The organism is Novosphingobium sp. GW835-FHT14H07 (genome assembly GCF_058793515.1).
Window position 1 is genome coordinate 1 of the sequence record NZ_JBXAFX010000028.1, and the last position, 14,698, is coordinate 14,698.

Sequence of the window (14,698 nt, forward strand, 5' to 3'; positions counted from 1 at the left end):
TCACTCCTTCTCTTCGCAAAGAGGCGTGAATCACAACATGCTGGTATTGCTCAACAACTTTCGGTTCGGGCTCTTAGAACGACACTTGTGGATGGCCCGTTGGGATCGTCCATGTAAGTTACAGTCGCAACGATGCTGTCTTCGGACCGCGTTTGTACCGCAACGCTGCCTCGGGAAATGCTTCCTTCGTAGTAAACCCAAGTAATTTGGCCGGATTCGGCCATCCTAACGAACAGTCCTGACCCATCCCCGCTTTCATCTGAAAAAGAAACATTTGAATAGGCACCAATACATCCAAACACCGCTTCGGCTGGTGCCAACACTGGAGCGGGCGGCCCTGCCTCCGCCGGCGTATCTTTTGGTGCAGTGGGGATTGATTGGGATGACATCTCCTGCGGCACGACGGGTGACGGTGATGGCGATTGATCAGGAAGCAACACGTATACGATCAATGCGGTGGCAATCAGAAGCACTGCGGCACCAGCAAACTTTGTCCAATTAAAAGCTGGCGTGACGTCCGCTTCTCCCGGGTCTTCGCCGTGTTCTTCATCATGCTCGACAGGAGCCATTGACGCTCGAGGCAACAAACGAGCCTTTTCAGCGTCAAACTCTTCAGGTGTAAGCGCGCCAGCGTCTAGCAGATCCTTCGCGCGTTCAAGCTTGATCAGCCAATCTTGCATGCCTACACACTTACCACTCATCCTATGAAGAGCAAGACCATGGACTACGACGCGCTCGAACGACTTGTCCGACTGAGGGATCAAGGTGCTCTATCGAGTGACGAGTTTGCCGAGCAAAAGCGAATTTTGCTTGCAAACGACATGAACCTTAGCCCTTCCCTAGCCACTAGGACCGGGCTTTTTTCCACCTCTTCGTCGCTGCAGAAAGTTAGCGCCGGTGGGTTCATGATAGGGTTGTGTCTCGTGCTATACTCTACGTTTGTCTACGACACGACGATCAGCCCACTGGACGCTGCTAGCACATACTCGTCGGACGATTCTAGCAGCATCGAAGACACCGCGAGCGCAATCAGCGACATTGTAAATCGGTACGAGCGTTCAATAGCCGGTGAACGGATTATCAACCTGCCGCGCGTAGAGGAGCAGCGCCGGATATTCTCATTCGGCGCGCTGCTTATGATTGTGAGCACCATTGGTTTTGTCGTCCCACTGGTGCGCGGCGTCCGCTAGGTCTCGAGCCCTGTTCCGTTCATATGGCTCACCAGGCAGGGCGAGCGAGGTGGGTGATGACTGTTTGGCTATCCTGCCATTCTCGCGCCAATTTAGCCGGTGAACTGCGATCCGGCCTCAGCCTTGCGAATTGGCGTAACGTTGTCGCCGGCAGCCGGCATCGCGGCGCAATAGCTGCCCCAATCATCCATGAGCCGCCGCCGCTTATCGAACAAGTCGCCGCGACGATACGCCCGCTCCACCTTGTTCTCGATAGTGTGCGCCAAGGCCATTTCCGCGACCTCATGGGCATAGCCGGTGCATTCGGCAGACCAATCGCGGAAGCCCGACCGGAAGCCGTGCACGGTCACGTCAACTTTCATCCGGCGAAGCAGCATGGTCATAGCCATGCCGGACATTTTTCCGCCCTTGGTTGTCGGGAACAGCCATTCCTTGCGCAGCCCTTCCGTGGCCTTCAAAATCTCCACGGCACGCACCGACAGGGGCACGCGATGTTCCTTGCCCGCCTTCATGCGGCTGGCAGGGATCGTCCAGATTGCCTTGTCCAAATCGACCTCATCCCACTTCGCGCCGATCACTTCCCCGGTGCGGGCAGCGGTCAGGATCGTAAATTCCAACGCCAGCGCCGCGACGGCTTCCCGCTTGTGCAGCGAGCCGACGAATGCCGGGATCGCTTCATAGGGCATGGCCTTGTGATGGCCGCGCGTGAGCCGTGAGCGGGCAGGCAGGATTTGCGCGATATGGCCGCGCCACCGGGCAGGATTTTCGCCCTCCCGGTATCCCCGCGCCTTGGCGGCATCGAGGATCGTTTCCATGCGTCCCCGCACGCGGCTGGCAGTCTCGGCCTTGGCCTTCCAGATCGGCTCAAGGATTTTCAGGACGTGGGCAGTCCCGACCTCGGCAACGGGCAACTCCCCGATCACCGGATAGACATAGGTGGCCAGCGTGTTCTTCCATTGCTGGCGATGCTTGTCATTGCGCCAGCTTCCCTCATTCGCGCCGATGTAGGTTTCCGCCACCGCCTTGAACGTCATTCCGGCGACTTGTGCCGCCTGAGCCGCTGCAAGGGCCTCAGCGGCCTCTCGCTGGCGTTCCTCAAGGGGATCAATCCCCGCCTTGACCTTGAGGCGCAGGGCGTCGCGCGCGTCGCGGGCTTGCGACAGGGAAATGCCGTCCGGTCCAGCCGGGCCAAGCCCAATGTCCCGCGACTTGCCGCTGAGCATGAAGCGATAGACCCATGATCGGGCACCGCTTTCCTTCACCAGCAAATGCAGCCCGCCACCATCGGCATGGCGACCGGGCTTTGCATTCTTCACCGCCAAGGGCGTGAGCACGTTGCTGAGCTTCTTGGGCATTATGGCTCCCTGTCCGGGAACCAAACCTGCCCTTAGATCGCCCCAATGGCGTCGCGGCATCGCGTTCCCAAAACTGTTCCCCGATAATAGCGCGGTTTTATGGGAACGCAACGGGACGCATTCGGACAAGCGAACGGGCAGGCCCCACTAAATCCGCCTATTATAGCCGTTATCGTGGAGGTATTCGGATGCGGCTGGACGCTAGTTAGGCGGACTCCGTCTCCGCCACTATGCGTAAATGCCGCAAGCCCCTCCAGACCATGATGAATACCCGGACCGGGCGGCCTTGCTGAGCGGCTTGGTGATAACGCGGGATGGCATCCGGCACGGTCCTGGGCGATACCACCAGCATGACTGGTGGACCGACTCATGACTGATACTCTGATCCTGCATGGTTTCTGGCGATCTACGGCCACCTGGCGCGTACGCATCGCGCTTGGGCTGAAGGGGCTGGAATGGCAGGGCGTTGCGCATGACTTGCGGGCGGGCGATCAGCAGGCGCCAGCCTACCTCGCGCTCAACCCGCAAGGGTTCGTGCCGGCGCTGGTGAGCGATGGCGCGGTCCTGACCCAGAGCCTTGCCATCTGCGAATATCTGGACGAGTTGCATCCCCATCCCCCGCTCCTGCCGTCAACGCCTCTGGAGCGCGCCCGGGTACGCGCCGCTGCGCAAGTCATCGCCTGCGACATCCACCCGGTACAGAACCTGAAGGTGCTCAAGATGTTGCGTCGGCGTGGCATGACGGAAAGCGAGACCAATGCCTGGGCAGCCGAGGTCATCGAAAGCGGCCTCAGTGCCTTTGCCACTCTCATCGCGGACTTCGACGGTCCTTATTGCTTTGGCGATCGGCTTACGCTGGCCGACGTGGTGCTGGTTCCGCAATTGGGCAATGCACGCCGCTTTGGCGCAAGGTTCGACTTCGGAAGGATCGCAGCGATCGAAGGGGAATGCATGAAGCTTGCCGCATTCGCGTCTGCGGCGCCGGAACGGCAGCCTGATGCGCCGTCGTGACGCAGCGGCATGGCGCGGTCGACGGGGTAGCGGAAACCGTATCGCCGCATCGCAAAGTCGGTTACAGCCGCGGCAAGCCCTGAAATCGAAAACGGCGGGCAGAGCGAAGAGGAGTGCGGGCCAAGGGTGAGCGACAACGATCTCGTTGCGGCCATGTACGGCGCGGTCGGCGAGGATGCTCGCTGGACTGAAGTCCTCGACGCGATCAAAGTGCGCCTTGGCGTAGCAAGCGCGGTGTTTCAGCGGCTGGTGACGGACGGGGACGATCTGGTGCCGGTCACAAGCCTGCGTGACACCTGGTCCACCCAGGAAGCCGAAACCCATGACGCATGGGCGAATTCACCGCTCAACCCGCGGTTTCGCCGCGATACCGAACCGCGCGGACAGGACGAGATCGAAAGCGACCTGCGCTGCATTGCGCTGACGGCAAGCGACCGGGAGGCGCTCAGGCGCGGTCTTGCAGGCTGCGGCCTCGGCGCCGGTTTCTGGCTCGGCTGCAAGACCGTGCCGGGCGAACACACGACGCTGATCTTTCATCGCCACGCCGGCGACGGGCGCGACATGACCGAGGAGGACCTGCGCTTCCTCAACCTGCTGCTGCCGCATTTTCGGCAGGTCTCGCGATTGGTGACCAGCATGGCAGGATACGAGGCGCGTCTTTCGGTCGCCGAGGCCTTCATGGATTCGACCAGCCTGGCGCTGCTCGCCTGTGACGCCGATCTGGGAATCCACTGGATGAACGCTGCTGCCGAGGCGCTTATCGATGCCTTGCCGCAGGTCAGGCAAATAGGCGGCCGATTGCAGTTTGGCGCGAGCGAAGCCACCGGCGTTGTCCGCGCCGCGATCGCAGGAACGCTGGGTGATACCTGCCGCGTGCCCGGTGAGCAGCCGGCCGAAGTCCTTCATTTGCGCGTGCTGCGCCGCGATGCGGCAGACAAGCGCAAGTGGGGGCGAAAACTGGCCTTGCTGGCGCTGTGCTCGCCCGGCACGGCTCCCCGGATCGATGCATCCGAGGTGGCCAGCCTGTTCGGACTGACAATGGCCGAGGCCACGTTGACCGCGCACCTCGTCGGGGGGATGACGGTCAAGGACTACGCGGCGCATCGCGGCATTGCCGAGGGTACGGCGCGCATGCAGCTCAAGAGCGCCCTGGCCAAGGCGGGCGTCGGAAGGCAGGCCGACCTGGTGCGGCAGGTCTGCCAGTCCCTCGCCAGGCTGTAGAGGCCGGAGCGGGCCATCCGCTCCGGCACCCGGGCGTCAGAAGGTGACGTTGAGCTTGACCCCGTACTCGCGCGGCGCACCGTAGAACTCGTTCGAGTTCAGCTGGCCGGTGATATAGTCCTTGTTCGTCAGGTTCGTGCCCCAGGCCTCGAGCTTCAGCCTGTCGTTGATCCTGAGAGTGACGATCGCCGAGAGCAGGCCGCGCGGGTTGAGACGATCCGACAGCGGTGAATAGCCGATGTAGGTGAACTGCTCCCCGACGTAGGCATAGTTCACCCGCGGCGTCAGCGACATTTCCCCGCCAAGCGGGATCTCGTATTCGACGCCGCCGCCCCATGTCCAGCGCGGCGCATAGAGGTTAGGCCCGCCGCCGGTAGTCTGGATGAAGGGTGCGTAGTCGAAGCAGAACGGCGGCGCAGACGGCGTGCCCACCGGGCACTGCGGGCCGAGGTTGGCTCCGCCGAGCTGGCGGGTGTTGACGAAAGTGACGCTCGCCAGATCCGAATCCACGAAAGCCACGTTGGCATCGAAGCCGAAGCCGCCGAAGCGCCCTTGCACCTGCGCTTCCACGCCCTTGATCTCGACAGTCGAGATGTTCTCCACGCCCGCAAAGCCCGTGCTCGGTTCCACGACGTTGAACTGGAAGTTGGCGTACTTGTTGTAGAACGCGCTGATCTGGGTGCGGATGCGGTTGCGCAGGAAGGCGGATTTCCACCCCGCTTCGTAGCTGATCACGCGCTCCGGATCGAAGTTCGATGTGGGCGAATTGAAGCCGCCGGGCTTGTAGCCACGTGCAACCAGCGCATAGAGCAGGTTGTCGGCATCGACCTTCCAGTTGAGCGCGAACTTGCCGGTGGCGAGCGAGTCCTTGTGGCTGCCGGCCAGTGAGGCAACGGCCAGGCCGCCGGGAGGGAAGCCCGGAATGCCCGCGCCGATGGTCACGTCGCCATAGCCGGTGGCCTTGTAGGTGGAATAGCGCGCGCCGAGCTGGGCTTCCAGGCCCGGGACGATCTCGTAATTGCCCTGCGCGAACAAGCCCGTGGTGGTGCGCTGGTTGCCGCCGATGATATCGGTCGGAAAACCCTGCTGGTCCTGCAGGATGCGGATCGCGATATCGTTGCGCTGGAAATATCCGCCAAGGATCCAGTCGAACCGGCCTTCGGTGGGCGAGATGATGTTGATTTCCTGCGTGTAGACTTTCTCCCCCGCAAAGTAGTCTTCGGCAATACCGCCGGGCCCCGCCGAGGCGTCGACGTCGTTCAGGGCATTGATACGCTTGTTCTGGTAGCCAGTGACCGAGCGCAGGGTGATGCCGCTTGCCAGCTCCTGCCGCAGCTCGAGGCTGGCCTGGAATGAGCGTTCGCGGTTGGCGACGGGGGTATCGAAGCTGATCGTGCGGATATCGCCCACGCGGAAGACGTCGTAAGGCGTGCCCAGGATCGGGCGATAGGCATAGCCGCCCGTGTCGCGATCGTTGAACGAGACCTTGGCCACCGCCTGGAACGAGCCGGGCTTCCACATGGCGGTAAGGCGGCCGCCACCTTCGCGCAGCTTGCCCGCATCATTCCCGACCGGGCCGACGCTGGTGTAGAAGCTGTCGCGGTTGCGATAGAAGCCTGCTGCGCGGAAGCCGAACGTGTCGGAAACGGGCAGGTTCACTGCGGCTTCGGATTGAACCGAGTTGTAGTTTCCGCCGCCGAACATGGCATATCCGCCCAGCCCCTCATCCAGCAGCGGGTTCTGCGTGTTGATGAAGATTGCGCCACCCGTGGAGTTCGAGCCGACGAGCGTGCCCTGCGGCCCGCGCAGCACCTCGACGCTGGCAAGGTCGTAGAAGCTGTTGGCCTGCACGATCGGTGGCTGGAACAGGCCGTCGACATACGTCGCGACACCTGCCGTCACGCTTGGCGAATTGCTGGCAAGGCCGATGCCGCGAATATTGATCGACTGCGTGATGCCGCCATCGGAGATGGACAGCGCGGGGCTGGCATTCTGCAGGTCCGCTAGATTGGTCACGGCCTTGTCGGCCAGAGCGCTGGCATCGAAGGCGGTGGCGGAAACGGCGACGTCCTGGAGCTTTTCCTTGCGGCGCTGCGCGGTAACGATGATTTCGCCAACGCCTTCGCTGGCCTCTTCCGGCGCGCTGGCCGTATCTTGTGCCGCTTGCGCAAACGCGGTGCCAGGCTGGGTGACAAAGGCGAGCGTCATCGCGCAGCCCAGCGCGAACTGAGTCTTCATGGTATCCTCCCTGTTGTTATTGCTTACGGTGCCGGCTTCCACGCAGAGGCGGCGGCAAGGAACGCCATGGTTTCCTGTCCGACACTGCCTTCCGCAGGAGGGAAGTAGCTCAGCTTGACCACCACGGTCCGGCTGGCGGGATCGACGTAAACGTACTGCCCCTGCAGTCCGATGGCCGAATAGGCAGGCGAATTGGCCATCGTCCACCACTGATAGCCATAGCCACCTTCCGGTCCGTCCTCGGGGCCGGCCGGCGCCTGCGCGGCCTTGACCCATTCCTCGCTGATGATGCGCTTGCCGTTGGCCATGCCGCCATCGAGCATCATCTGGCCGAAGCGCGCCCAATCGCGCAGCGTGGCGTTGAAGCCGGCGCCGCTGAACTCGCGCCCGGTGCCGGGCTGGCCATCCATGATGTAGAAGCCATCAGTCTCGGTGCCGAGCGGTTCCCACAGCTTGCGCGCGGTATAGGCCGCCACCGAGCCCCCGCTGACCCGTTCGATCAGCCAGCCAAGCACGGCGGTGTCGATGGTCTTGTAGGCGAAGACTTCGCCGGGCTTCGACTTGCGCTTGATGGTGCGGGCGACATCGGCAAAGCGCGCGACGTTCTTGACGAGAGCGTTGATGTGGTTGCTTGCCGCGATGCCGGGATTGGCGAAGTCGTAGCGCTCCTCGTAATCGACGCCCGAACGCATCTGCAGGATCTGGCGGATGGTCACGCCATCGTAGCCGCTCCCTTTCAATTCGGGCAGATAGCGCACGATCTGATCATCGAGCGAGCTGATCAGCCCATCGGCAAGGGCTGCGCCAACAAGCGTCGAGGTCAGCGACTTGGTCATCGACCAGCCCATGAAGCGCGTGCGCTCGTTCGAGCCATTGCGATAGATTTCGGTGACGATCCGCCCGTCCTTCATGATCAGGAGAGCGTTGGTATAAGTGCGCTCGAGCGCCTGTTCGGCGGTCCAGGTCTTTCCGCCGAATGCGTAGGTGAAATCCATCGGGCGTTCGACCTTGGGCAAGGCCCACGGTGCGCCGGAATGCGCGACCGTGCGCGTGGTGAACAGCTGATCCATGTTGCGAAAGGCAAAGCTGTTCACGTCGGCGTCGTTCATGCGCCAGCGCATTACCTGCGTTGCCACCGGCACTTCCGAAGCGGGACCGGATTGCAGTTGCTCCGGCAATTGTTGCTGCGCCTGAACGGGCAGTGGCAAGGCAAGCAGTCCGGACAGCGCGGCTGCGGTCAGGCGAAATGCAAGAGTCATCGTGAACTGTCTCCCTGGCGGACGACTCGCATCGGTCGACCTCGGGAGAAAGGCTAGGCTGCGCCCGAACGCGGCGCATGAACCATTTGGTATATGCCATAACAATTTTATTCCGCCCGTTGGTGACGGGCGGAACGCACAAAGAGAAAGCCCTCCCCTCCGCATCGGAGAGAAGGGCTTTCGTCATTGATCGTCAGGTAGCGGCCAAGGGCCGGCCTGATCAGAAGGCGACAGTAGCCGAAACAACCACGCGCGAACCGGCGATCGACGAACCATCCTTGGTCGACGAGAAGTTCGGCGTCAGGTAATTGAAGTCGGTCGGGGTGAGGTCGGTATCGACATAGGCCACGCCGAGCGTGACGTTGCCGAGGGTGTAATCGGCGCCAACCAGCCAGTCGACATAATCACCGGTCGGCGAAACCGAGGTGCCTTGAGGGCCAAGCCCCTTGTTGCCGCCGGTGGTGTAGCCGATGTGGCCCTTCACGGTCAGGCCGGTGTCAGGGATACCTGCCGACGCATCGGTCCAGACATAGAGATTGTCAGCCTTGGCACCCGGATTGTCATAAACGCCGGTGGCAGCCGAAGCACCCGAATTGTACCACTGGCCGAGAGCTTCCTGCTTGGGAGCATAGGCTGCGCCGACAAGAAGATTTGCAGGACCGACCGACCCGGACACCTTTACGTAGGGCTCGGCGAAGTCCGTGTTGTCGAGACCGCCCGGATACATGTACCAGGTCAGGCCGACATCGACCGTCACGCCGCTGATTTCGGTCTTGTAGCCACCGATAATGTCGAGTTCCATGTTGGAACCCGCGAAGGTGCCCCAGCCTGCGAGGTTTGAACCCCAGGTGCCGACATAGAAGCCGCTTTCATGCGCCACGGTGACGCCGGCCTGAACCGCCATTTCCTTGTCGGTCATGGAAACGCCGCGGAAGCGGTAGTCCGAAACGAGAGCAGCGCTGCCCGAAACGGTGATGGCGGGGGTTTCTTCCTGCGCGAAAGCCGGAGTCGCAAAGAGTGCGAGGGCGACAGGTGCCACGGCTGCGGCGAGACGGGTCTTCATACGGAACGCTCCCTGGATAGGTTATCACGTTCCACCTGCGTCTGCCGTGCGAGCGCTTCTCAAGAACGGAGCGACGTCACTGCAGAGCCCAAAGTATTACACCCGGTTTTTGCTGCACTGCAAGATAGATTCTTGTGCAAAGTGGCAAGAGCCCGCAATTTCTGCGGACTCTTGCCACCATGCGCGCAACAAGAGGGGGTGGGATGTCGCGCGCGATCTGCCAGCTTTGGCCCTGAATCAAGCCAGTGGTCAGGCGTGCGCCAGTGTCTTCAGCAACGGCGCGGGGCCCGAAACGGTCACCGCATTCCCGCGCTGCTTGCGACGCGCCAGCCACTCCGTCAGCATCTCGGCCGTGGTGTGGTCCATCGCGTGGACACGATCGAGATCGACGTGGACGGGCTTGGCAACCGGAACCTGCTCGAGAGCATTGGTGAGGCGCGTAAGACCGAGGAAAGTGGCCGCGCCTTCCAGTTCAAGCCGCACGGTTTCGCCCACGGTCTGCTCGCCCACGCGGAAGCGCAGGTTACGCAGGTGCGGAACAAGTTCGAGCGCAGACAGCGCAAGACCGACGAGCACACCAGTCAGGAGGTCGGTCGTCACGACGAGTGTGAAGGTCGCGACCCAGATCAGAGCTGGCATGAAGCCGTGCACCTCAAAGAGGCGGCGAACCTGCTTGATGCTGACCAGCTTCCATCCGGTGACCACGAGAACGCCGCCCAGCGCCGCCATCGGCACTTCGCGCAAGATAAAGGGCAGCAGGGCCACAAAGCCGAGTATCCACACTCCGTGCATGACCGCAGACATGCGGGTCATCGCACCCGCCTGAACGTTGGCCGAACTGCGCACGATCACGCCCGTCATCGGCAGCGCGTTGACCACACCGCAAAGCAGGTTGCCGACACCCTGCGCCCGCAATTCCTTGTTGTAGTCCGTGCGCACGCCATCGTGCATCCGGTCAACCGCTGCGGCCGAAAGCAGGGTTTCGGCGCTGGCGATGAATGCGATGGCAATCGCCGAGACGATCAGCGAGCCGTTGGTCAGCGGAGCAAGAAAGTCCCCACCGGGCAGAGCGAAGGCAGCACCGATCGAATCCGGAACGACAATCCGCGCCACGTCGAGCCCGAGGCCCCACGCCACGCCTGTCGCCGCCAGCACGCCAAGCAGCGCGCCCGGGACCAGGCCAAGCCTTGCCGGCTTGAGCTTTTCCCACGCCAGCATCGTACCGATGGTGAGCAGGCCGAGCATGAGGGCGAGTTCCGTCGAACGCAGATCGAACGGGGTCAGGCCAAGCACGCGCGCTGGCATCATGGCAAGATTGTCAATGCCGTTGGAAAGCGGCTTGGCGTCGAACAGGATATGGAACTGCCCGATCACGATCAGCGCGCCGATCCCGGCCAGCATGCCATGGACCACTGCAGGCGAGATCGCGCGGAATACGCCCCCCAGCCTGGCCACACCCGCGACGAATTGCAGGGCGCCAGCCAGCACCAGTACCGGCCCGAGAGCGGACAGGCCATTGTCGCGAACGAATTCGAAGACGATCACGGCAAGGCCCGCGGCCGGCCCGCTTACCTGCAGCGGCGAACCGGCGAGGAGGCCAACGACGATCCCGCCGATGATCCCGGTGACCAGCCCTTTCTCCGGCGGCACGCCGGAAGCAATGGCGATCCCCATGCACAAGGGCATGGCGACAAGGAACACCACGATCGACGCGGTGAAATCGCGCACGAAGTAGCGGGAAATCCCGCCACCGGCACTATCGCTGGTCGCGGCTGTCATTCTGCGGCCTCGGCGGTCCAGGTATCGAGAATGCGGCGCGACCGGGCGGGAAGCGCCACCGGCAGGGGCTTGTCTTCGCGCAGCGGCACGAACTCGCCCGTATCGCCATCGAGACCAAGCACCATGCCGGCACTGATGTCGACGAACCAGCCGTGCAGCGACATTTCACCCTTGGCAATTGCCGTCGCCACCGAAGGATGAGTGCGCAGGTGATCAAGCTGGACGATGACGTTCTGCAGGCTGACCGCGCGGACCCGCTCGTCGGTGTCGAGGTGGGGCGAGCAGCTTGAAACGACGCTTTCGGCTGCGGCACCATGACGCAACCATGCAACCACGTTCGGCATGCCTTCCGGCAGCGCCGGCGCGGACAGCGCCTTCATCGCGCCGCAGTCGGAATGGCCGCAAACGATGATGTCACGCACGCCGAGCGCCATGACCGCGTATTCGACGGTCGAGGTCACGCCGCCGTTCATGGTCGCGTAGGGGGGAACCATGTTTCCGGCATTACGGCACACGAACAGCTCGCCGGGCTGGGCCTGCATGATCTGTTCGGGAACGATGCGCGAGTCCGCGCAGGAGATCATCAGCGCCTTGGGAGACTGCCCCTCGCTCACGAGCTTGCCGAACAGCTCGCGGCTGTCGGGAAAGATGGTCTTTTCGAAGCTGAAGACGCGGCCGATAAGTTCGTTCACGGTGCTGGACCTTTCACTAGAATCGACAACCGACTGAGGTCGCCCGGAAGCTAGTCAAAGTATGTGTCGCATCTTTCCGTAACGGCGCGGGCGTGTAACGAACTGTTTCGGAACGCTTCAATTCGTCGCCAACGGGAAACAGACCGTGACGCAGAGCCCTCCCGTGGGCCGGTTGCGCAATTGCAAGGTGCCATTGTCCAGCTGGATTGCTCGGCGCACGATGGCGAGGCCAAGGCCCATTCCCGGTGTGTCGCGGGCACACGCCGTGTCCAGACGGACGAACGGTTGCAGAACATCCTCGATCCGCTCGGCCGGAATGCCGGGGCCATCGTCATCGAACTGTAGCTCGGCCGCCCCGTCAACGCGCCGTACGGTAACCCGCACGTTGCCAGCGTAATGGAGTGCATTCTCGATCAGATTGGAAAGAGCACGTCGCACCGAGACGGGACGCGCCATGATCTCGAGGCTTTCAAGCCCGTGAAAGGTGGCATCCGCGCCATTGTCGGCCGCCGTGTCCACCAGAGTCTGCGCCATGACGGCAACGTCAATACGCTCTGCCGGCAAGCGACTCCCACCGGATTCGACGAAGGCCTGCAGCGATTCGAGCATGTGCCGCATCTCGCCAAGGTCAGCGCTCATGCCCTCGCGCGTTTCCTCATCAAGATCGAGGCTTTCGACGCGCAGTTGCATGCGCGAGAGCGGCGTGCGCAGATCATGTCCTATCGCCAGCATGGACTGCGTGCGATTGGTCATGGATTCATAGACGCGCTGCTGCATCTCATTGAAGGCATGGATCAGGTCGCGGACTTCCGCCGTGCCCTGTTCGGAAAGAAGTTGCGGCGGCCCCGAACCAACCGTTTTCGACGCCCGGACCAGCGTCCGCAACGGCGCCAGCGTGGCCCGAAACAGGACCCAGGCCAGCAGCACGAGCGCCAGGGTCGGCATCATCAGCGTGAGGATGCGCCCGGCATTTAGTGTCCAGGCATCGCTGGCATAAGTCTGGAACTGCACGACGCTGCGGTCAGGCAAGACCAGTGAACCTGAGACATTGCCCGCGACGGCAACCGGCTTGAGATGCAACTGCAAGTCGGCACGGCCGAGTTCGGGTGCGTCTTCTATGATCTGTTCGCGCAGGCGTGAAAGCTGGATGGAACCGCTCGGACGCTTGCCTGACGGCTGCCAATCGAGCGCGAACCGGGCCGAACTGAGATCCCTGGCAACCTGCTGGCGTTCGGTGACCGGCGCTCGCTCGATCGCACGCGTGGCGATGATGAGGTTTTCGGCAACGCGCGCAGCATCATCCTCGCGCAGCGCGAATTGGCTGGCACGATCGAACAACAGGGTATTGGCCGCAAAATCGACCAACGCGACAAGCAGCAGGATTGCCAGCAGCCGCTCGGGCAGGCCAAAGCGGCGCGACAGCATCAGGCGCGCTGCACTTCGGCCTTGAACATGTAGCCGACACCGCGAACCGTTACGATCGGGGCATTGCCTCCGGCCGCGGAGAGCTTGCGCCGCAGGCGACTGACCAGCACGTCGACGCTGCGATCCGAACTGTCACCCAGACGGGTTCGCGAGAGTTCGATCAGGCGTTCGCGCCCCAGCACGCGCTGTGGCTGCCCGATGAACGTGGCCAGCAGATCGAATTCGGCCCCCGTCAGGTCAACCATCGCGCCGCTGGGCGAATGCAGTTCGCGCCGGGCCATCGATACGGACCAGCCGTCAAAATGGATGTCGCCGCTCCGGCTGCCCGTATCGCCAGCGGTATCGGTGACGGCGTTGGCCCCGCGACGCAGCACCGCGCCGATCCGGGCCACCAGTTCGCGCGTGCTGAAGGGCTTGGGCAGATAATCGTCTGCGCCGAGTTCAAGCCCGAGGACGCGATCCTCCTCGCTGCCGCGAGCGGAGACGAAGATGATGGGCACGTCGCTTTGCTTGCGCAGGCGGCGGAACAGCTCGATCCCGCTCGTTCCCGGCAACATGATGTCAAGCACGACCAGGTCGGCCGGCTCGCTTTCCAGCGCAACCCACATTTCTGCGCCAGTGGCAGCAGTGCGGACATTGTAGCCGTGTTCCCGCAGGGCACGCGCGGTCAGCGTCCGCAGCGGCCCGTCGTCTTCCACAAGTACGATTGATGGAGATTGCATAAAGCTCCGGCGCGGTTGCAGCAACACGGTGCACGATAGCAGCGACGCCCGTGGTGCCAAGGTTGAAGAACAGGCACTATGGTGACGTTTGCTGGGGAAAACCGGCGGTTTGGCGCCCTGTTTGCGCCTGCCCGATCCGTTCGCCCCCGCAGACCGACAGGTCCTCTAGCTGAAGGCACCGTTTTGCGCGTTACGGGCGGCAATGCGACAAAATATTGCTGATTTACATTTTTGACTGAATTGCTCCAAATTGAGCAAGGTTCAGGGCCTCGCTTTCGCCCAACCACATGACATGGCGTGTGTGATCGTCCAGATCGTTGCCGCTGTTGCCGTGGCAGAAGATCGTGAAGTGCCCACGATTTTCCATCATCCAGGCGATGGCCGCGCCGATTCGGTCCGCCGGGATCGTCATCTGGCAAGAGCCTCGCGGATGCGGGCCAACCGGACGAGCATGCACGCGCCCCATTGCGACGCCAAGTTCGTCGCGCATTCTCATGCACAGCGCGCCAGCTTCCTCCGTCTCCGAAGGGTCGAAATAGACATGCGCGTGATAATCGGAAAAACAAGCCATGGCCAAGCCTTGCGCCAGACCGGGCGCAATCGCAACATCCTGCCGCGTGACGGGGCCTGCCGGGCCTTGCCCGCTCGGCGGGATCGACCATATCTACGACTATTGTCTAAAAGCCCGGCGGGGCCTCAGGCGGTAAACCGCCAGGCAAGATCGAAGAAGCCAGAGGAGAGAG

Annotated in this window: 13 protein-coding genes; 3 read left to right on the forward strand and 10 right to left on the reverse strand. The window is 62.6% G+C overall.

Annotated features, from left to right (window positions below; translation table 11 throughout):
• Positions 1-50: 50 nt before the first annotated feature.
• Positions 51-680, reverse strand: coding sequence for an SHOCT domain-containing protein (locus tag AC1Q5P_RS18155; RefSeq protein ID WP_492519681.1), 630 nt, complete (start codon positions 678-680; stop codon positions 51-53).
• Positions 681-719: 39 nt separating this feature from the next.
• Between AC1Q5P_RS18155 and AC1Q5P_RS18160 the strand changes: the two genes are divergently transcribed.
• On the forward strand, positions 720-1,190 hold the full coding sequence (locus AC1Q5P_RS18160; protein WP_492519682.1) for an SHOCT domain-containing protein: 471 nt from the start codon (positions 720-722) through the stop codon (positions 1,188-1,190).
• Positions 1,191-1,282: 92 nt separating this feature from the next.
• Here AC1Q5P_RS18160 and AC1Q5P_RS18165 read toward each other — a convergent pair whose 3' ends face one another.
• Entirely contained in the window at positions 1,283-2,545 is a 1,263-nt protein-coding gene (locus AC1Q5P_RS18165) for a tyrosine-type recombinase/integrase (protein WP_492519683.1), read from the reverse strand.
• A 369-nt stretch (positions 2,546-2,914) separates the two neighbouring features.
• Between AC1Q5P_RS18165 and maiA the strand changes: the two genes are divergently transcribed.
• Together maiA and AC1Q5P_RS18175 are read left to right on the forward strand one after the other, a co-directional pair.
• Positions 2,915-3,556, forward strand: a complete 642-nt coding sequence (gene maiA / locus AC1Q5P_RS18170) for a maleylacetoacetate isomerase (RefSeq protein ID WP_492519684.1) — start codon at positions 2,915-2,917, stop codon at positions 3,554-3,556.
• 126 nt (positions 3,557-3,682) lie between these two features.
• Positions 3,683-4,777, forward strand: coding sequence for a helix-turn-helix transcriptional regulator (locus tag AC1Q5P_RS18175; RefSeq protein WP_039331785.1), 1,095 nt, complete (start codon positions 3,683-3,685; stop codon positions 4,775-4,777).
• 36 nt (positions 4,778-4,813) lie between these two features.
• On the opposite strand, the gene AC1Q5P_RS18180 is transcribed toward AC1Q5P_RS18175, so the two are convergent.
• The 8 genes from AC1Q5P_RS18180 to AC1Q5P_RS18215 form a co-directional block, all read right to left on the reverse strand.
• Positions 4,814-7,015: a TonB-dependent receptor gene (locus AC1Q5P_RS18180; protein ID WP_492476836.1), complete on the reverse strand. Its 2,202-nt coding sequence runs from the start codon at positions 7,013-7,015 to the stop codon at positions 4,814-4,816.
• Between the two features lie 23 nt (positions 7,016-7,038).
• Entirely contained in the window at positions 7,039-8,274 is a 1,236-nt protein-coding gene (locus AC1Q5P_RS18185; protein WP_492519685.1) for a serine hydrolase domain-containing protein, read from the reverse strand.
• 220 nt (positions 8,275-8,494) lie between these two features.
• Entirely contained in the window at positions 8,495-9,337 is an 843-nt protein-coding gene (locus AC1Q5P_RS18190; RefSeq protein WP_039331780.1) for a TorF family putative porin, read from the reverse strand.
• Between the two features lie 249 nt (positions 9,338-9,586).
• Positions 9,587-11,116 (reverse strand): SulP family inorganic anion transporter, encoded by a 1,530-nt coding sequence (locus tag AC1Q5P_RS18195; protein WP_039331779.1) that lies wholly within the window; start codon positions 11,114-11,116, stop codon positions 9,587-9,589.
• Positions 11,113-11,808 carry a carbonic anhydrase gene (locus AC1Q5P_RS18200; RefSeq protein ID WP_492519686.1) on the reverse strand — a complete coding sequence of 232 codons (696 nt, stop codon included), beginning with the start codon at positions 11,806-11,808 and terminating at the stop codon, positions 11,113-11,115. The genes AC1Q5P_RS18195 and AC1Q5P_RS18200 overlap by 4 nt, the downstream gene beginning before the upstream one ends.
• Before the next feature lie 117 nt (positions 11,809-11,925).
• On the reverse strand, positions 11,926-13,233 hold the full coding sequence (locus AC1Q5P_RS18205; protein WP_492519687.1) for an ATP-binding protein: 1,308 nt from the start codon (positions 13,231-13,233) through the stop codon (positions 11,926-11,928).
• A complete protein-coding gene (locus AC1Q5P_RS18210) occupies positions 13,233-13,955 on the reverse strand; it encodes a response regulator transcription factor (protein ID WP_492519688.1) in 723 nt (240 codons plus the stop codon). The genes AC1Q5P_RS18205 and AC1Q5P_RS18210 overlap by 1 nt, the downstream gene beginning before the upstream one ends.
• 223 nt (positions 13,956-14,178) lie before the next feature.
• A complete protein-coding gene (locus AC1Q5P_RS18215; RefSeq protein ID WP_492519708.1) occupies positions 14,179-14,526 on the reverse strand; it encodes a DOPA 4,5-dioxygenase family protein in 348 nt (115 codons plus the stop codon).
• Positions 14,527-14,698: the final 172 nt, after the last annotated feature.

What these genes read in the sequence shown, in the direction of transcription:
- AC1Q5P_RS18155 (WP_492519681.1), bottom strand. Translation starts at nt 680, where the DNA reads ATGCAAGATTGGCTGATCAAGCTTGAACGCGCGAAGGATCTGCTAGAC.
- AC1Q5P_RS18160 (WP_492519682.1), top strand. Translation starts at nt 720, where the DNA reads ATGGACTACGACGCGCTCGAACGACTTGTCCGACTGAGGGATCAAGGT.
- AC1Q5P_RS18165 (WP_492519683.1), bottom strand. Translation starts at nt 2,545, where the DNA reads ATGCCCAAGAAGCTCAGCAACGTGCTCACGCCCTTGGCGGTGAAGAAT.
- maiA (WP_492519684.1), top strand. Translation starts at nt 2,915, where the DNA reads ATGACTGATACTCTGATCCTGCATGGTTTCTGGCGATCTACGGCCACC.
- AC1Q5P_RS18180 (WP_492476836.1), bottom strand. Translation starts at nt 7,015, where the DNA reads ATGAAGACTCAGTTCGCGCTGGGCTGCGCGATGACGCTCGCCTTTGTC.
- AC1Q5P_RS18185 (WP_492519685.1), bottom strand. Translation starts at nt 8,274, where the DNA reads ATGACTCTTGCATTTCGCCTGACCGCAGCCGCGCTGTCCGGACTGCTT.
- AC1Q5P_RS18190 (WP_039331780.1), bottom strand. Translation starts at nt 9,337, where the DNA reads ATGAAGACCCGTCTCGCCGCAGCCGTGGCACCTGTCGCCCTCGCACTC.
- AC1Q5P_RS18195 (WP_039331779.1), bottom strand. Translation starts at nt 11,116, where the DNA reads ATGACAGCCGCGACCAGCGATAGTGCCGGTGGCGGGATTTCCCGCTAC.
- AC1Q5P_RS18205 (WP_492519687.1), bottom strand. Translation starts at nt 13,233, where the DNA reads ATGCTGTCGCGCCGCTTTGGCCTGCCCGAGCGGCTGCTGGCAATCCTG.
- AC1Q5P_RS18210 (WP_492519688.1), bottom strand. Translation starts at nt 13,955, where the DNA reads ATGCAATCTCCATCAATCGTACTTGTGGAAGACGACGGGCCGCTGCGG.
- AC1Q5P_RS18215 (WP_492519708.1), bottom strand. Translation starts at nt 14,526, where the DNA reads ATGGCTTGTTTTTCCGATTATCACGCGCATGTCTATTTCGACCCTTCG.